Below are 18477 nucleotides of genomic sequence, written 5' to 3' on the forward strand. Positions count from 1 at the left end.
CCGCTCCCTCGTCCGTTCGGGCGATTGTTTGAGATATGGCGGGTTGTTAGTTTTTGTTGTGCAAGCGTTTTCATTATCAAAGGGCGCGAATACTGACTGGCGACGCTAGATATGCCAAAAATATATTAATTTAAGCCAGTATTGTATTTGTTTTTTGTAGCGCTTGAGATCTAAATGAAAGCGTTGTCATTTGTTCGGCTATCACCTAACCACCGCTGTGAATTTTTATGTCCAGACTCAGACAACTTAGAAAAAAACAAAGAACGAGAGCGATAAAAGGAGGTCACTATGTATACGAATGATTCGTGCCACAATGCGCTTCGGCGCAAGCTCGCCAGAACACTTATCGGCGTCGCTGCTGCGGCGTCGTCATTTTCCGCTGCGCAGGCGGCGGTCAATCTGGCGGCGGGAAAAAACACATTCGCCAGCACGGAGTTGCGTCAGGCGAGGTTGGCCGTGGATGCGGACAGTCGGTCGCGCTGGGAATCCAATCATGGCGTGTCGCCCAGTTGGTTGACCGTGGACCTGGGAAAGACGAGCAATCTGGAGCAGGTCGTCATTGACTGGGAGGCGGCCAACCCGGAAACCTACGAAATCCAGGGTTCCAATGACAATGAAACCTGGACCACGCTTTCCAGCCAGAGCGGCGGCGTCTTCGGAGACCGCACCGATAGCGTCGATGTCAGCGGCGAATTTCGTTATGTGCGAATCTTCGCCACCCAGCGTAGTCGCGGCAACGGCTGGGGGTATTCCATATTCGATCTGGAGATATACGGAACGCCGCTGTCAGGCCCGGACGACCCAGATGAACCTGATGGTCCCGGTGATCCTAACGTTCCCGATGTGCCGGATGAACCGGACTTGCCGGACAATCTGCCCGCCGCCTTCCAGCCGCTGTATCCCAAAGGCGCGGAGGTGCTGGAGCGGATTCAGTATGTGGACACGGACGGTACGCTGGTCACTTTGATGGGCGCCCGACCCACTGAGCGTCACGCCCGCGAACGGGGCGAGCCCTGGGACGCGCCGGACCAGGGGCCGGGGCGTTATCTTACGTTCCCGCCGTTCTACTTCCAGAACCGCACTTTCGGTCTGGAAATACGCGACTCCGTTCCCGCTGGCGGCGATAAAATCGAAGTCTGGCTGCATGTGAACGCCAACACCTTCAGAGGCACGACCTTCAGTTTGTTCCGCAACATTGAAAACCCGGACGTGCGCGACTTCGGCTGGTCTCTGAACTACGGCTTCAACAATCCCAATGAAGGCGGCCAGCCCATCTGCCACGCCGGCAAGCGTGAATGCATGATGGATTTCAATTCCAACTGGCGCACCTCACCCCACAGCCCATTAAAGGTTGGCGACAAAATCGAACTGGCGCCGGCGCCGCGCTTATTGACGCCCGTGATCGACGGCGGCGGCGAGCGCTATTATTCCTTCGAACAGCTTTACGTAGTGGGCGAGGGCATGCGTCCCTGGTACGGCATCGCGCCAAACCTGGATTCCGAGCCGCTGCCGCCGGACACTCTGCTGGGCGGTCAGGCCAGCGTGTCCTACAACTACTCGGAAGAACCGCACCGCATGTTCCAGCAGATGGCCAACAACATCGGCATCAAGAACAGCCAGCGCTTTGTGGAAGGGCGACGCCTGTTCCACACCTCGTTCGCCTCCGGCGAGCACTCCGAGTTCTCTGGCTCCAACCCGGTGTTCGACGCCCATATTGGACAACTTGGCCCACGCTATAACAACGAAAGCTGTATCGGCTGCCACCAGAACAATGGCCGCAGCCAGCCCGCCAAAGCCGGGCAGACACTGGAAGGCTATTCGGTGTTGACCGCGGCGTTTGGCTCTCAGGACGGCGCTGTTCCCGATCCTTTCTATGGCTTTAACGTGCTGCAAAAATCCCAGGACGCCAGCCAGGAAAGCTACGCCGTCAATCTCAGCCATTATGAAGTGACCACAAAGGAACTGAATGGCGGTGATGTGGTTGAGTTGCGTAAGCCTTACTACGCCTTCCAGGGACCGACGCCGGAGCTGTACTCGGTGCGGCAGGCGCCGCAGGTGATCGGTATGGGTCTGCTGGAAGCCGTTTCCGAGGCCACAATTCTCGCCGGCGTGGACGAGAATGACGCGGACGGCGATGGCGTGCGCGGTCAGCCCAACTGGATCAAAAATCCCGAAACCGGCGCGGTGCAATTAGGGCGTTTTGGCTGGAAGGCTTCCAAGCTGAGTTTGCGCCATCAGGTCGGAACCGCGTTCCTGCAGGACATGGGCGTCACCACGCCGACCTATCCATCGCGCGCCTGTCAGAAGACCGAAACGGACTGTCATAACAATGCCGCCGACACCCATATCGACAACGCCGAAATGGATCGCGTCGGTCAGTACCTGGCGTTATTGGGCGTACCCGCCCAGCGCAGTCTGCGTAGCGGCTATCCTGACGGAATCCGGGTGTCGCCGGAACATGACGTCAACCCGGAACGAATCAGCCAGGGCAAGGACGTATTTACGCAAACGGGCTGCGTCGCCTGCCATACCGCCACATTGAAGACGGGGGACACCCACCCTATGGCGGAGTTGCGCAATCAGACGATTCATCCCTATACAGATCTGCTGTTGCACGATATGGGACCGGGATTGGCGGATACGCTGCCGCAAGGCGACGCCGCGGCGTCCATGTGGCGCACGCCGCCTTTGTGGGGGCTGGGCAGTCTGCAGTTTGTGCAAGGCGGTCAGGAAAACGTGCGCTACCTGCATGACGGCCGCGCCAGAACCCTGGACGAAGCGATTCTGTGGCACGACGGCGAAGCCGCCGGCAGCCGCCAGAACTACGAAGCGTTGAGTCCGGCTGAGCGGGACGCCCTGAAGCAATTCCTGAACTCGCTATAACCACGCTTTTGGAGAGGGCGACCTCTCCCTAAAAACACTGCGGTCTGGCAAGCCAGCTTGGCCGCAGTGTTTCCTTCCGTTTCTACTGATTATTTATTCTTTATTGCAGCGGCTTCTAATTGCCCGGAGACGTTATCGTCGCCATGGTTTTATGCGCAATGCGTCTAACATACGTCTCACGTTAAATGACCAGGAAGGGGATAATGGATTCTTGTCTATGGGTTCAAATAAGGAGGAAAATCAGACTGGGCTGCTGAGAGGCTCAGGCCTTTCCAAAAAAAACGACCTCAAGCGCGCTCAACCCCTAACGGCAGGAAAAGAGGGATCATTATGAACAGGATGATAAGGATAAAACTACTCGCTGTTGTTCTTATGTGGAGCGGTCTCGCTCAGGCGGATGAAAATCCAGTCTGCTCAGAGCCGGGAAACATGTGCTGCTATGCGTCGAACTATAACTACAACCTGCCTTCCGCCATCGCCAATTGCTGCGCGGTGGGAGATTCGGTGAAGAAGTTCGTCTTCATGGACAACCAGGACTCCAAAGTGGACGGTCAGGACGTGCCGATCCAGCTTTGCAGCAACCTGAATCTGTATATTCTGCACAAACTCAAAGCGCCCTCCAAAGACGACTGGCCGCCCATTCCAAGCGGCGAGAAGCGGTTTCCCCCGCTGTTTAAAGGAGAAAATCTGGAAAACGTGGTGATTGCCGGGGACGGCGAGATCGACGGCCGCAACAATACCTGGATGGGAGACAAGGACTGTGGCGACTATTCCGGTAAAGTCAGGCCCATCATGATGGATCTGCAAGGCTCCAAAAACCTGTTGGTGAAGTCCATTACCTTATCCCACGGGCCTGGATTCAACCTGCATGTCGAGCACTCCCGCGGCGGCATCAAGATTGAAGACGTCACCATCAACACGCACCATACCGGGTCGAACAGCTCCTGCAGTCTGGACGGCATCGATATCAGCGGAGACGACATCAGCGTCAAAGACTCGGAAATCCGCAGTCGCGACGACTGCATCGCCGTCAAAGCCAACGCATCCAACGTGCGCATCTCTAACGTGACCTGCCACAATGGCCATGGCCTTTCCATCGGCTCCATCGCGATGAATGGCGTGGTCAAGGATGTGGAAATCGAGAATGTAACGGTGATGGACTCGCGCTTCGGTTTGCGCATCAAAATGCAGAAGTACGCCAACGGTAAGGTGGAAAACATCAAATTCAAAGACAGCCTGGTGAAGCGTATTTCCAGCAGGCCGATCCAGATCAAAACGGACTACCACAATGATCATTGCGACGACCCGGGCAGCAGCAAGTGCGATAAAAACGCCCGCTCCAGCATTGAAAACGTCACCTACAAGAAAATCTCGGTGCATGGCGGCGAAATGGATCTGGACTGCAAATACGCCGATGTATGCACGGTGAAGCTGAGAAAGCTGCACTGTGAAGACGGCGCAACCATCTCCTGCAAAGATGTGGATGTGGACGGAGAATGCAGTTGCGATTGATGCGCGGGGGAAGCGCTTGAAACGTTCCTCGCGCAGGCGTTCCCAGGCTGATGCGCGTCGGCCTGGGAACGAATGGAAAAAATTACTTTGACAAAACGAAGCCGCTCCTGAAAAACTCTGCCTGTACGCTTGCGGAACATGGGAGATGAACCTTTGAAAATCCGATACGTCATGGAGGCCGACAAAGCCAACTGGCTGGCCTTGCGTCAGGAACTCTGGCCGGAAACCCCACCGCAGGAACACGAAGCGGAAATTCACGCCTACTTCAGCATGCCGGACCTCGCCACCTTTGTCGCCATCGCCGACAACGGCGATATGCTCGGCTTTCTGGAAGCCGGGCTGCGCTCATACGGGGAAGGCTGCGCCAGTCACCCGGTCGCCTATGTGGAAGGCTGGTATGTGCTTCCTTCCCATCGTCGTCAGGGCGTGGGTCGTCGTTTGATGGACGCCGCCGAAGAATGGGCCCTGGACCGTGGCCTGCGTGAAATCGGCAGCGATATGCTGGTCAATAATGAAATCAGCCTGAAAGCGCACGCCGCTCTGGGTTACACCGAGGTGGAGCGCCTGATTCATGTGGTGAAGAAAATCGACTCCGCCTGATTCGCGGACGCTTCGCCATACAGAGAACGGAAAGCCAGGAGGAGGCTCATGCAAAGACAGGATGCGACGGAGCAAACCCGGCTTATAGAGAAAGCGCAGACGCTTTTGCAGCAGGGCGCGCTGGAAGACGCCCGGGAGCTGTTGCTGCGGGAGGGCTTTGAGCAGGGCGATAACCCGTTATTGCAAAACGCCTATTACGAGCTGATTCCGCTGGGAGAGACGCTGCAAGCCAGGCTCGATCCCCTCAAAACCGCATTGCAGCCGCCTTATGATGAAGCCTCCGTCAAAGCGGTCGCCGCTATCGTCAAAGAGGCGGCGAAAGCGTCGAACAAAGTTACTCACGCCTGGATACGCGACCCTCGCGTCACTGACCTGTTGATTGACGCCCTCAGTCACGGCAACGCCAGACTCGTCAAAGAAGCCGCACTGGCATTAACCCATATTGTCCACCGTTACTTCGCCGACTACCGTGTACGCGCCGCGTTTGTTCCCTTGCTGAGCAACGCCAATAAAACCCTGCGCCGCGTGGCCTGTGGCGTCGTCGGTCGCTGGCCGGATGAAAGCATTGTGGCGATGCTGGCGCCGTTGACGGAAGACAAGGCGGCGGAGGTGCGTCAGGAGGCGACCAAAACGCTGGCAGGCCTGGAGCAGGAAAACATACCCGCATTGACGCGACCGCTCTTTGAGGACGCGCTGATCGCCCGTCTTAAAGACTCCGAGCCGACGGTGCGGGATATCGCCGCCTTCGGACTGGGCGCCCATGGCGTCGCACGGGCGGCTTCGGAACTGGAGGCCGCCCTGCGGGTTGAGGTTTCGCCCTTGGTCAGAGAGTCTATAGAGATAACGCTGGGCAAATTGACGAAAAAGACGGGACAGGCCTAAGTCTCAACAAACTGGCTAAACTGGCCCTGATCCAGATAATGGGCGAAGACGCCAATGTAGCGCGCATGACAGGGGGAGGGCTTGTATAAGTCTGACGTCCGTTAATTCTTAGTTTGCCTAATAACTTATGAGTAACGGGCCTGACCTGTGCAGGCCCTGTCGTTGCAGACAAATAGGTTGCAGACAAATAGAAGGAAGCTATTTGACTGCCTGATTAATAGAAGCTATGACTGACTTCGTTTGCTCCAGAACTGTTTAGCCAGTTCCTGCAAAGCGGAAGTGAGCTGCGCCACGTCTTCCGCCCGCTTGCGGTTGTACTGGCCCACGGTGGCGTTGGCGCTGGCGGTATCCCGGATAGCGACGATGTTGTTGTTGATGCCTTCACTGACGGCGCCTTGCTGTTCCACCGCGCTGGCGATCTGTGTGCTGATATCCGAAATCTGATTGACGCGGCGGCCGATGGCGGTCAATTTCTCCGCCGCCTGATGGGCGTGATCCACGCTGTGGTTGGCTTTTTCGCGGCTTTTCTCCATGGCCGCCACAGCGGAGCGGGCGCCGGCCTGCAAGGAGTTGATCATTTGCTGGGTGTCGGTGGTGGATTGCTGGGTGCGCGAGGCGAGCTGGCGCACTTCATCCGCCACTACGGCGAAGCCGCGTCCCATTTCTCCCGCGCGGGCGGCTTCAATGGCGGCGTTCAGGGCCAGCAGATTGGTTTGCTCTGCGATGTCCTGGATGGCGTTAAGAATGGTGGAAATGTCTTTGCTGTGTCTGTCCAGTTGATGAATCACTTCCGCCGCCTGATGAATCTCATCCGCCAGTGAGCTGATGATGCGTTTGGTGCTGGTGACCAGCTCCTGCCCCTGGGAGGTTTCCTGATCGGCATGATCCGCTGCGCTTGCGGCTTCCTGTGTGGTGGCGGCCACTTGTTGAATGGTCGCCGTCATTTCGTTGATGGCGGCGGCCACCTGATCGGTTTCCGATTGCTGGCCATTGGTTTTGTTATTGCAATCTTCTATTTCCGACACCAGCTCTTCGGTGAGCGCTTCCAGTTGGTTGGCGGCGTTGGCCATGCGGCCGATCACGGCGGTGGTTTCCGCCTGCGCCATGGCCATGGCGAACTCGATCTCACCAAACTCGTCATGGCGACCGGTGTACAGAACCTGGCTCAGCGGATTGTCGGCAATGGTGCGGGCCTTTTTCACCAGTTTGTGTAAAGGGGACAGCCATAAATAGATAAACAGCACGTTCAGCAGTCCCAGCGAGACGCCCATGATGGCGGTGTCGGCGACGCTGATCGACAGCATATGGGAAAGGAACAGCAGGACCGGAATCAGGCTCAGCGTGGACAACAGGGAAACCTTGAGGCGCACGTCCAGGCGCGGCAGACGCCAGGCCAGGGGCGTTTTGCCGTTGCGGATGTCGGCGTACAGCTTTTCCGCCGCGTCAATTTGGCCCGCCGTCGGTTTGGTGCGCACGGACTGGTATTCCACCGTACGCCCGTCTTTGGTAATAGGGGTGGCGTAGGCGCTGACCCAGTAATGATCGCCGTTCTTGCAGCGGTTCTTCACCAGTCCCATCCAGGAGCGGCCGCCTTTCAACGTCCGCCACATATGCTGGAACGCCATGGGCGGCATATCGGGGTGGCGTACGATGTTGTGGGGCTGGCCAACCAGTTCTTCCTTTGAGAATCCGCTGATTTTGATGAAATCCGGGTTAACGTAAGTGATATGACTGTCCGGCGTGGTGGTGGACAGGATATTGGCGTCCGGCGATAGTTCCAGGTTGCGGCCTGTGACAGGCTGGTTGACCCGCATAATGAATCGTCCTCGTTCGGCGAAAAGTGAGCGTGAGAAGTAAGTATATGCCTGTATTCGTAGTTTGGGAGATGAGGAGCGCTACGGAATATTATGCTGGAAACTACGTAGCGTTACGGAGCCGTGGGCGCTATTTTGAGATAGAGTTCCTTATTCTGGATGGCCTGCTTCAGGCCCTGTCATTGCAGACAAATAGGTTGCAGACAAATAGAAGGAAGCTATTCGTCTGCCTGATTAATAATGTCCTTTCGCCTCAAGAATTTATGGGAACAGATCAACCATGACTATGGCTTTGCAACAAGCGTTCGCCGCAGAACTGGACGCTGCGCGAGATAACTGGCGCCAGGGCCGCCTCGACGCCGCTTTTACACATCTTGAAAACGCCCACGTTCTGGGGCAACGCCGCCTGGGCTGGCACTTTCACGTCCATCTCTGGATGCTGCGGGTAGGCTGGGTGAAACGAGATTCACGCGAAGTCCTCGGCCAACTATGGCGCCTGTTCCTGACTCCGTTCGGCCACCTGACCGGCCGCCTCCCCATCGGCAACACCGGCGGCGCCAACGTTAGCGCGTTTAAGCCAATGCCGGTGCGGAAGGAGTTGGAGGAGGTGTTGCGAGAACATTCACCTTTGGACCGTTAGTTTAACGGACAGGCGTTAACCGATTGCTTAAATACTACATCTTTTTATGTGTTATGGAAGGCTTGTAAACTGTATGTGACCTTCTTCTTTCCTTTACCTCGACTAGTTCTAAAGTTGCCAGCTAGAGATTGTCTCAACTTTTCATCCTCTCTTGATTTTAATTGGCTCAAAACAGTATTTAGCAATGTATTTATGCCTGGGTGGCTACTGCTATTAACATGAGAAATAGATTTGGCTAAGCAGGCAAGCCCAGCCATACGGTGATCTTCCAGTACCTCAGCTACTTCTTCATAGTAAGTCTTTCTTGCGGTTATAGGAAATTGAAATCTAAGTCTAAACTCACCAGGGTTGTTAGTTGTACCGAGAAATCGTTGGCAGTTTTCGCAAGGTGGCACGTGAATATTACTACTATTTTTAATGTTCTTTATTTTTAAATTAGGGAGCTGCCTCCATTTGTCGCTAATTGCTGTCTTAATGACAGCATGAGCTTCAGCGCAGTCCTTACTATCATGATTATTTATGAATCTAGAGTTAGAGAAATGATTATATATGACTTCTAAGTATATTTTTCTAAGACTGTCATTTTCTTTGTCAATTATATGATGTAGTTTTTCCATGTTTGACTCACCACCACCTGATCCAGCCTCATTGTGGCTATTCCAGTCATCAGTAGAGTATATGCATTTAACAGTGTTTGCCATGATCGTCCTTTTTCTTCTGAGGAGTTCGTATAAAAATAATTATTAATTTATATTGTCACGCAATCCTTTTTTGTATCCTACAGATGTAGGATAAAGCGCTGTTTTATGCCGATTTGCTGAATGCTCATGAGTGACAGCATATTCGCCACGTACCCAATTACCGCCACCAACTAAAGAGACAAAAGACTATCGTCAGCATTGACGATGATGGCGGCACTGTAAGGTTTCATGTCGACCGCGTTGGAGAGGAGTGGGTGTCCGACGATATCGAAGGATTTAGCGAGGCGGTGCTTGTGCTGGAGTCAACTGATATCAAAGAGATCAAAACGTTAAGTTAAAAACCATACTTACAATATTCCAGAAAGCCATTCGCTGATCGCATTCAACACCCTGGGATCAATCGTTGTATCGATCAAGATGTAATCTTCTATCCGTCCTGTTTCCGAAGGTTGCAACAGGTGGTTGAGCTTTTCTAATACAAGCACCTCGGATTCAGGATTAGTCAGGAGACTCTTCATGACGGGCGCGTTTTCAGCCGCCGACACTTGCAAGTCGCTGCCGCCAAACAGGGCCAAAACGGGATGTTGAAAGTTCCTGAATGCAGGAAGCGGGTCGTAACTTGCGTAATGACGTCCCCAATCCGAACCCCATACTTCCATGTTGGCTTTTATTTCCGCCCGCGTGAGGCCATGGGACTGCAAGCGTTTCTCTATTTGGCTTCTTGCATCTGCTACGGAAGGGCTTGTTCTCAGTATCTCCGTAAGGTCCCTGCATAACGCTTTCTCCCGCTCTATGTCCTGCTGAGATTTACCCTGCGAGCGCGCGATATCCGCCACTTGCGTGGCCATCACATCAGGAAGTAAGGGAAGGGCGGGCGCGGCGAGAAAAATCATGAACGCGGCAGGAACAAACTCCGCAGCGACGGAAGCGATATAACCGCCTTCCGAATGACCAAGAAAGCCGATTTTTTCCTGGTTGATGGCAGGGATGTTCTGAAGGAACCGGTATGCAGCGGCGGCGTCCTGTGCGAAATCCCTTAAAGTGGGCTTCCACCTGTTCTCACTTGAGAACGTACCAGTGCTTTCGCCAACACCTCTGTCATCATAGCGAAGCACCGCGAATCCATTGCGGGTAAGGAAATCCGACAAAACCAGAAAGGGCTTATGACCGGCGATGGTCTCATTACGATCCTGAGGGCCTGAGCCTGTAATCAATATAATTGCCGGGAACGGCCCTTGCCCAAAGGGCATGGTCAATTCCCCCGCCAGGGTGATATCCGCGTCGCCTCCCTGAAATCGCACCTGCTCAATACGATAGTTCCTGTCTTTAGGATCTTGTGGTCTGGATAACCAGCCCAGAGAGTCAGCGCATGCGGTTAAAAACATGAGAACACTGGTTAGCAGAGAGAACTTTTTCAACGTCATGCCCCGATTGTTCTTTTGTTGCTGAGTGGGTGAAGCGGTCGACTCGTTGATCAGGAAACAGCATTCAATACCATGGGACATTAAGGCCGTCTTAAGAAGAGCTGGAAAGTGGTTGATCGATTGAAATGAATTAGGGTTTGACCTGGCGATTGAACTTCCCTTAGTCTGGCCGACCTGCCAGAAAGTGCGCTAAGAGAATGGTTCGAACTTCACTATCAATCTTATTGGTTTGTTAAGCCAAATCAGTCCATCCTAGACAACCTTATCTCTCTTATCGACAAGGCGAAAACGGTTAAATCCATGAAGATACTTGACGCTATAGAGAAATATGTTTTTTCACTGAATGCGTCGAAGGTATAGGACGCCAATAAGGAACCTCCCCATGGAAAAAGACCCACGCGACACGTACCCCATTAACGTCATCAACCTGAGAGACAAGCCGCTGCTTGAGGCGTTGTTCGAAGTCGAAAAAAGGCCTTGGTTGTGGCTTCAGAATCACGATCTGCCTTGCTTGATGTCGTTCGTAAACGGTTGGGTTGTGGGGCGGAATGATGCGAAGGATGATAAGCTGCTGACTGCGTTTGATCTCTTTGTCGCCAAGGAGTTGGACGAGGGGAGTTCAACTGTTGGCTGGTGTAACATGATTCTGAAGCATTTCGGGGAACAGGATGCGATAGCTGCATTTTTTCGGCTGTTGCGCCAGTTTCAAATTATGCAGGTCACCCAGGCGCGGCTCCAGGTTGGAGCCTTAAACGGTACTTAGCTTATTGCGCCCCTTTCTCCAACCGCTCCCGATTTTTCTCCATGGCCTCTTCAATCTGCTTCTGCGCCTGATCGATCTGCTGTTCGGCTTTCTCTTTCTGGCGCTCCGCCTCTTCGCTGTGTTCGACGGACAGGAAGGCGACGTAAAGGAGCGCCAGTAGGATGCTGATGATGCCGAGAGCTTTCATTAAGGGGACCGCTGAAATGCCGATTTGTTGTGTTGGGTTGATAAGGAAAATCTTCCTGCACAGATAGTGTAGCGTGAATTAACCGGTTTGGTTTTCCGGCGCCCCCCCAGAAGCAACCGTTAAAACAATGCACAAAAATGTACAGGTAATTCCCCTGGTTAGTATTTGAGCCAGATAGGCGCACGTTGTCTAATGATTGAACTCTCAGGCTTTCCCTGTTTTCCTGATACCCAAACCTTCAATCTGACAAGTTAAGCCGCCCAGAGCCATCGCGTCTTTGGGGCAGGTCGCTTGTCGCCTGCAGAAAGTTCGCGTCGCTGTGGACGTCAGTCGCCGCGGAGGCGAGGAGCTTTTAACCAGAGAGAAACGCCATGAAGCACCGCAGTAACTATCCGTTTGTAACCCTGTTGATGTTGAGTCTGGCCACGCTGCTTGCAAGCGTTCCAAGTCGGGCGGTTGAGATTGTCGTCGCCACAGTCGACAACGCGGATATGTTGAATATGAAGAAACTGTCGCGCCATTTCGAACAGCAGAATCAGGACATCCAGATTAGCTGGAAAATTGTGGATGAGTCGGTTTTACGGCGCATGCAGGCCAGCGACAGCAAGCGGAAACGCGCCCAATACGATGTCTATACCCTGGGTCTGTTTGAGGCGCCCATATGGGGAAGCAAAGGGCGTTTGTCGCCGTTGCCTGAGGCGTATCAATCTGAGCCTGAGATGAAGAAGTGGATTCCCGAAATTATTCAGGGGTTTCGATATAACGGCGAATACTACGCTTTGCCCTATTACGGCGAGAGTTCCATTACCTATTACCGCAAGGATGTGCTGCGTCGCTATGGTCTGCAGATGCCGCCGCAGCCGACTTGGCGTGGTATTGAATCAACCCTGGCGCAGTTGCGGCAGGCGTCGCAAGGCGAACATGGGCGATTGTGCCTGCGCGGCAAACCGGGGTGGGGTGAAAATGTGGTTATTCTGGCGACCATGCTGAACGGTTTCGGCGGTCGCTGGTTCGATGAAGACTGGCGTTCGGCGCTGGCTGAGCCCGCCTGGAAAGAGACCATTGAGTTCTACTTATCCATGATGGCGGAATATGGTCTGGCGTCTTCCTGGAGCAACGGCTATTCCGAGAATCTGCAGGCGTTTATCGCAGGCCAATGTGATATCTGGGTGGACTCCACCGCCGCTGGCGGCGCTATCGCCCAGGCGCCTTTCTACTCCCAGGTGGATTACGCCGCCGCGCCTTCCCAGGTCACTGACAGGGGGACCAACTGGCTGTGGTCATGGGGCTTCGCCGTGCCGCGAGGCTCACGCCATAAAGAGGCCGCCTGGCGTTTCGTGAGCTGGGCGACTTCGGATGAATATCATCGCCTGGTGGAAAGCAATTTCGGCATCTCGCAGACGCCGCCGGGCGCCCGTCACGCGCTGTATGAAAATCCCTCCTACCGTGAATACGCCAGCTTCGCCGATATCACGCTGCAAGCCATCAAAAGCGCCGACTTCGACAGCCCCAGCATGCAGCCGGTTCCTTACCGGGGTATTCAGTTCATTCAGGTGGAGGAGTTTCAACAGATAGGCGACTTTATCGGTAAAAAGCTGTCCGTCCTGCTGGAGCGAAAGCTCACCGGCAAACCGATCAATCTGGAGCAGGAGCTGGTCCATATGTCTGAGTTCGTGCAGGCGTCGCGCTATATTGCGGAAAGGCTGCGGCAGAAAGGCGTTGATGCTTATTGATGGCAGGGGTGTTGTTGAAAAACTGAAAAGCTGAAAAGCGATGAAAGGAAATGTCGTTAGACGCGCAACGCAGGAAGAAACAACTATGGCCTTGAAAAAGCGGCCCTGGTTGATAAGACTTGCTAGATAACCTCTCTCATCAGGTGAGCAAATGGCCTTGCACACAGTAATAAAGCGTTGTCTATGCATTCTCCTGTTCGGGGTGATGTCGGCGGTGGGAGCGGAGCCGGTGGTTGAGCTGGTAAGTGGGGAGAAAGAACCCTACATCGGCGTAAATCTCTGGAACAAAGGCTACGCGCATCAGGTGGTGACGGAGGCGTTCAAACGTTCCGGCGTTTCCGTCCATATCTCGTTCCATCCCTGGGCGCGAGCCAGCGCCATGGCGCAGCGCGGCAAGGTTCAGGGCATTGTTCCTGTCTATGAGGGCGCCTTCCCGGAGCAGGATTTCAGGCTGAGCGACCCTTTTCCGGGAGACTCCATCGGCATTCTGAAGCGCAAGGATAATTACTTTCAGTATCCCGTTCCGCCATCGGTAAACTTGATGCAGGCGTTAAGCGGCCTTTCCGGCGGCGTGATCGGACTGGTTCGGGGCGAGTCCACCTTGCAGGAATTGCGCAGCATTCCCGGCGTCCAAATCGAGGAAGTCACCAGCGAGCTGCAAAACATCGATAAGCTGGCGATCAACCGAATCCAGTTTGTGCTGATCGATAAGTTCACCGCGGCGGATCTTATTGTCGGATATCGACCTCACTACATCGGCAAACTGGACTTTGTCTATCCGCCTCTCGCCAGCAAGCATTTTCATGTCGCCTTTTCGACCCGCCATGGGGCCGCCGACAAGTGGGTGACGGCGTTCAATCACGGTCTCAGGCAAATGCGCGAGGACGGGACGCTGGACAGGCTGCGCTTTGAATACGGCCTGCTCCCCAATGTCGATAGCGGCGACAATAAAGTCAGGCTGGTTATCGGCACCGTGAACAATCCCGACATGGTCATCATGCAGGGGCTGGCGAAGGTGTTTGAGGAGCAAAACCCGGACATCGAACTGGACTGGCGGATCATCAACGAGAGCACGTTGCGTCGGCGTTTGCTGGGCGATCTCGCCATTTCCGGCGGCCAGTTCGATGTGATGACCATCGGCATTTATGAAATCCCCTTATGGGCGGGCAATGCGTGGATTTCTCCCATCGACCCGCTGCCGGAAGCATACCGCATCGAGGATATTCTGCTGACGGTCAGGCAGTCGCTGACCTACAAAGAACAGCTCTATGCGCTGCCGTTTTATGGCGAAAGCGTCATGACCTACTACCGCAAGGACCTGCTAAGGAAAGCCGGTCTGACGATGCCGGAGCATCCCACCTTTGCCGACATAGAGCGCATCGCGCACGCGCTGCACGACCCTGACAATCAGGTCTACGGCATATGCCTGAGAGGGAAGCCCGGATGGGGTGAAAACGTGGCGCTGTTGTCTTCTTTGGCGCACGCCTTCGGGGCGCGTTGGTTTGATATGGACTGGACGCCTCAGCTTGATTCAAAAGAATGGCGTCAGACCCTGGACTATTATGTGAATCTGATAACCGCCAGCGGTCCGCCGAATCCCACCAGCCTGGGATATCGGGAAAGCCTGGATCTCTTTGCGCAAGGTCATTGCGCGGTCTGGATCGACGCCACCGTGGCGGCGAGCTTTCTCTATAATCCTGAATTCTCCCAGGTCAGCGATAAGACAGGGTTTGCGCCTGCGCCGAGAGGCAAGATGAATCAAAGCTGGTTGTGGGCGTGGTCGCTGGCGATCCCCGCCGCGTCCAAACACAAAGCGGCGGCGAAGAAGTTCATTACCTGGGCCACCTCCAAGGAATACATTGACCTCGTGGCGAAAACCAAAGGCTGGGTGACGGTCCCCCCGGGAACCCGCAGATCCACCTACGAAAACCCCGCCTACCATCAGGCAGCGCCGTTCTCCCACCAGGTCCTGAACGCCATCGAACGCTCAGACGTCAGCAAAGTCACCGCCCTCCCGGTTCCCTACACCGGCGCGCAATACGTCAGCATCAACGAATTCTCCTCATTCGGCGCACAAATCAGCCTCCACTTCGCCAATATCCTGGAAAACAAAATAACCATCGACGACGCCCTGAAAAAATCCCAGGCCCTCATCAAAAATCAGATGATCAACTCGGGTTATTTGAAGGAGAGGGGGGACTGAGGGGGCGTCATGAGCTAAGGTACGACCTGATATCTGGAAAGAATACTTATCGAATGAGGGCGAGAGTTGAAAATCGAAATAGATGACGAAATAGCCCAAAAGCTGCAACTCACAGAGAAAGAGGCGCTAGAACTACTGGCGATCGCCTTGTACAAAGATCGCGGCATTCACGGCGCTTTAGCTGGAAAAATCGTGGGAATTTCCGAATTTGAATTTCACGGCCTACTGGCCAAAAAGGGCTTCTGCGTGAATTACGATGTCAGTGATTTTCTTGAGGATATTGAGAATAACGATTTGTGATGTTGTACAAACTCAAAGAAAGTTCGCGCCACGCCAAATATAGCGGGAAGTGTTGTTCGGGTAACAGCATCTTGGCGTAGTTTAAGTAACATGGATTTAGTATTTGGTGATAAGCGCCCTGTTGAGGCCAGCCCACACACATTCCCCTATCTCAGTAGAGAGTCAGCCATTCGCCACTTACAGATGAACGGTTATCACAAGAGAGCGGAAAAGCTGGCGAAGCTTACTATGAAGGAATTTGGCATATCATGATCAAGCAACTGGTGAGGCCGCTTATAACCGGTAAAGGGCCGAACTTTTCAAATCTGACCGCAAAGGAGTGCGGTATAGGTGACTACAGGCTAGGGTATAAGTTGCCGGGGAACGCTATTGATATCGGCAGACCTAAGAAACCAAGACCCGCACAAGTCAATCTGGGGAGCGACATATTCAATTCTTATGGTTGCGAAAAAGAATACAATCGCACATTCGTACGGATGGAATTTGAATGGTGGGCCTATAAGGGCGCGTTCCTACAAGGCTATTTCGGTCAACTTAGCCGTGTGTGCTTATACATTGACGTAAACTGTGTAGAACACCATACCCCACTTCAAGAGGGTTGCCTTGATAGCCTTGAATCATATTTAAAAAGGGACTATTGGGAGTACTACGAAACGGAGCGCAACAATGATGGCAATGTAGGAGTCAACTGGGAAAAACGTAACAAGCGTGAAGAAAACCCTCATGGGTACGGACTATCTCCTTTGCTCGTAAAGTTGCCTGAAACATATGAAAGATTGTCTCTCAATGGAGTGCAGTGGTTGAAATATTGCATTGACGGAGAAGGAATTCCGGGAACTGGTATTACTTATTATTGGGCTTACCCATTAACCAATAACTATTATCTGACATTTAACTTTCGGATGACGTCAGAAGTCGGTGATAAGAAATTGAGATACCAACGTATGTACGAAGATGCCAAACGTATCATGTCTATGGTTGAGCTCATTAAAGTATAGAATTTTTAACTATTCTTGCTTCTACATTTAATGGGTATGTTTATATTTTTAATAAACATAACGAGTTAGGCTCTGTGGAACTAAGTGTATGGTGGATAATTACACAACTCACCCCCCAGTAACCTCCCGAATCACCTCCACCACATGACTCACCGCCTGATCCCCATGCTTTCTCACATGCCATGCCAGGTGCAGTGGGAAGCCTTCTACTGGTATGGGGGGCGGGAAGACGGTGAATTTTGTGGTGTCTTGGGGGACGCAGTGGGTGGGGAGGAGGGCGATGAGGTCGGGGGCCATTTGGAAGTAGGGGACGACCAGGCCGACGCGGCGGCGCAGTCCTCTGGCTTGTAATGTCTGGTCGACGGGGCTGTCGGCGTCGCCGCGGCCGGAGACCAGGACATGGGGATAGGCGAGCCATTGTTGCAGGTTGAAGTTCTGGGCGGCGGGGTGGTCTTTGCGCATCAGCACGCAATAGTCTTCATACAACAGTTCAACACAGCGGAATGAGGCGCCGACATTGGGGAACACCGATACGGCCAGATCGGCTTCTCCTTTGGCAAGCTGCTCCAGCGCGGACTTGGCGCCATGCCAGGGCTGCACGATCAAATCCAGGTTGGGAGCGCTGGTGATCAGGCGTTGATGTAATGGGCCCAGCAGGGCGGAAACGGGGAAGTCCGCCATCAGAATGCGTATGGTCTGGCGTAGTTCCGCCAGCGGCGTATCGGCTTGATTAATCACGCGCTCCGCCTGCGTCAACAACGCCTTGATCGGCTCACGCAGAGATTCCGCTTTGGCGCTGAGGCGCATTTCACCGCGACCGCGAATCAACAGCGGGTCGCCAAACAGGTGGCGACAGCGTTCCAGGGCGCTGGAGGTGGCCGGTTGCGACAAGTGCAGGCGTTTCGCTGCGCGCGTGACATGACGCTCGTCCAGCAAGGCATCAAGAATCACCAACAGATTTAAATCGACGCCGCGTAAATTCATAAAACGAATAATCAAATATATAAACTATCGATTAGATTAATATAAGCCTAAGGCGCAAGCTAGGTCCTATCGAAACAAAGCGCTACAACGCACTGAAAACGAACTGAAAAGGACCGCCCAACATGAAAACCACACTGCTGATGTTCCACTCCCGTTATCGTCCTTCACGCATCAACGCCGCGTTGATGGCGGCGGCGCAAACCCTCGACAACCTGAATGTGGTGGATATGAATCGACTGTATCCGGATGAACGCATTGACGTCGCCACGGAGATCGACCGACTGCTGCAAAGCGAACGCCTGATTCTGCAATTTCCTATTCAGTGGTACTCCACGCCGCCATTGTTGCAGCGCTGGCAGGACCTCGTGCTGACCCACATGTACTACCTGGATTACGAAAATACCGGAAAACGCTTCGAAGGCGCGCCCATCCTGGTCGCCACCACTGCCGGCAATACCGAGGCCGCCTATCAACCGAGGGGGCAGAATCGTTTCACCATGGAAACCCTGCTGACGCCGCTGCAAGCGACAGCTAATCGTTGCCGTCTGCCCTGGGGAGATCCGTTCGTGGTGTATCAGGCGGATTACCTGACCGACGCGGATCTGGATGTCGCCTGTCAGCGTTATCTCACCCATATTCAAAGCTGGCGCGCTCAATTTGTCCGCGGCCAGTAAACATCCGGAACGTTCGCTGACAGCGTGTGGATTTGAGTCGCATCGACGGGAAGGGCAATTCTGAATTGATGCGAATCCCACAAAAAAAGCCCGGCGAACGCCGGGCAATAACATGGATGGACCTTCTTGTACTTCTACTACCTGTACTTCATTGGCTATTAACATGACAACGATGCTGA

General features: G+C 53.8%; 16 protein-coding genes. 11 read left to right on the forward strand and 5 right to left on the reverse strand.

The window, feature by feature from the left end:
- Positions 1–288 precede the first annotated feature (288 nt).
- The 4 genes from HCH_RS13965 (at position 289) to HCH_RS13985 (ending at position 5877) form a co-directional block, all read left to right on the forward strand.
- A complete protein-coding gene (locus HCH_RS13965) occupies positions 289–2883 on the forward strand; it encodes a di-heme oxidoredictase family protein (protein WP_011396938.1) in 2595 nt (864 codons plus the stop codon).
- A gap of 330 nt (positions 2884–3213) precedes the next feature.
- Complete coding sequence (locus HCH_RS13975) at positions 3214–4395, forward strand: glycosyl hydrolase family 28 protein (RefSeq protein WP_011396939.1); 1182 nt, start codon at positions 3214–3216, stop codon at positions 4393–4395.
- Positions 4396–4548: 153 nt separating this feature from the next.
- Entirely contained in the window at positions 4549–4995 is a 447-nt protein-coding gene (locus HCH_RS13980; protein WP_202945311.1) for a GNAT family N-acetyltransferase, read from the forward strand.
- Between the two features lie 48 nt (positions 4996–5043).
- Positions 5044–5877 (forward strand): HEAT repeat domain-containing protein, encoded by an 834-nt coding sequence (locus tag HCH_RS13985; RefSeq protein ID WP_011396941.1) that lies wholly within the window; start codon positions 5044–5046, stop codon positions 5875–5877.
- A gap of 224 nt (positions 5878–6101) precedes the next feature.
- Here the strand turns inward: HCH_RS13985 and HCH_RS13990 are convergent, their stop codons facing one another.
- Complete coding sequence (locus HCH_RS13990; RefSeq protein WP_011396942.1) at positions 6102–7691, reverse strand: methyl-accepting chemotaxis protein; 1590 nt, start codon at positions 7689–7691, stop codon at positions 6102–6104.
- 280 nt (positions 7692–7971) lie between these two features.
- Between HCH_RS13990 and HCH_RS14000 the strand changes: the two genes are divergently transcribed.
- A complete protein-coding gene (locus HCH_RS14000) occupies positions 7972–8331 on the forward strand; it encodes a DUF3703 domain-containing protein (RefSeq protein WP_011396943.1) in 360 nt (119 codons plus the stop codon).
- 44 nt (positions 8332–8375) lie between these two features.
- Here the strand turns inward: HCH_RS14000 and HCH_RS14005 are convergent, their stop codons facing one another.
- Both HCH_RS14005 and HCH_RS14010 read right to left on the reverse strand, forming a co-directional pair.
- Complete coding sequence (locus tag HCH_RS14005; protein ID WP_041598658.1) at positions 8376–8948, reverse strand: hypothetical protein; 573 nt, start codon at positions 8946–8948, stop codon at positions 8376–8378.
- 431 nt (positions 8949–9379) lie between these two features.
- On the reverse strand, positions 9380–10537 hold the full coding sequence (locus tag HCH_RS14010; protein WP_011396945.1) for an alpha/beta hydrolase family protein: 1158 nt from the start codon (positions 10535–10537) through the stop codon (positions 9380–9382).
- 301 nt (positions 10538–10838) lie between these two features.
- Between HCH_RS14010 and HCH_RS14015 the strand changes: the two genes are divergently transcribed.
- The gene (locus HCH_RS14015; RefSeq protein ID WP_011396946.1) at positions 10839–11219 is read left to right on the forward strand and encodes a hypothetical protein; all 381 of its coding nucleotides are present in this window, start codon (positions 10839–10841) and stop codon (positions 11217–11219) included.
- Position 11220: 1 nt separating this feature from the next.
- Here the strand turns inward: HCH_RS14015 and HCH_RS14020 are convergent, their stop codons facing one another.
- The gene (locus tag HCH_RS14020) at positions 11221–11406 is read right to left on the reverse strand and encodes a hypothetical protein (RefSeq protein WP_011396947.1); all 186 of its coding nucleotides are present in this window, start codon (positions 11404–11406) and stop codon (positions 11221–11223) included.
- A 371-nt stretch (positions 11407–11777) separates the two neighbouring features.
- On the opposite strand from HCH_RS14020, the gene HCH_RS14025 reads away from it, so the two are divergent.
- The 4 genes from HCH_RS14025 to HCH_RS14040 all read left to right on the forward strand — a co-directional run bounded on the left by HCH_RS14025 (position 11778) and on the right by HCH_RS14040 (position 16640).
- Entirely contained in the window at positions 11778–13139 is a 1362-nt protein-coding gene (locus HCH_RS14025) for an ABC transporter substrate-binding protein (protein ID WP_011396949.1), read from the forward strand.
- 151 nt (positions 13140–13290) lie between these two features.
- Positions 13291–15342 carry an extracellular solute-binding protein gene (locus HCH_RS14030; protein ID WP_011396950.1) on the forward strand — a complete coding sequence of 684 codons (2052 nt, stop codon included), beginning with the start codon at positions 13291–13293 and terminating at the stop codon, positions 15340–15342.
- 66 nt (positions 15343–15408) lie between these two features.
- Positions 15409–15642 carry a UPF0175 family protein gene (locus HCH_RS14035; RefSeq protein ID WP_011396951.1) on the forward strand — a complete coding sequence of 78 codons (234 nt, stop codon included), beginning with the start codon at positions 15409–15411 and terminating at the stop codon, positions 15640–15642.
- Positions 15643–15890: 248 nt separating this feature from the next.
- Complete coding sequence (locus tag HCH_RS14040; protein WP_011396952.1) at positions 15891–16640, forward strand: hypothetical protein; 750 nt, start codon at positions 15891–15893, stop codon at positions 16638–16640.
- Positions 16641–16748: 108 nt separating this feature from the next.
- Here the strand turns inward: HCH_RS14040 and HCH_RS14045 are convergent, their stop codons facing one another.
- Positions 16749–17624: a LysR family transcriptional regulator gene (locus tag HCH_RS14045; RefSeq protein WP_011396953.1), complete on the reverse strand. Its 876-nt coding sequence runs from the start codon at positions 17622–17624 to the stop codon at positions 16749–16751.
- Positions 17625–17746: 122 nt separating this feature from the next.
- On the opposite strand from HCH_RS14045, the gene HCH_RS14050 reads away from it, so the two are divergent.
- Positions 17747–18298 carry an NAD(P)H-dependent oxidoreductase gene (locus HCH_RS14050; RefSeq protein ID WP_011396954.1) on the forward strand — a complete coding sequence of 184 codons (552 nt, stop codon included), beginning with the start codon at positions 17747–17749 and terminating at the stop codon, positions 18296–18298.
- Positions 18299–18477: the final 179 nt, after the last annotated feature.

The organism is Hahella chejuensis KCTC 2396 (genome assembly GCF_000012985.1).
In the GTDB taxonomy this organism is placed as follows: Bacteria; Pseudomonadota; Gammaproteobacteria; order Pseudomonadales; family Oleiphilaceae; genus Hahella; species Hahella chejuensis.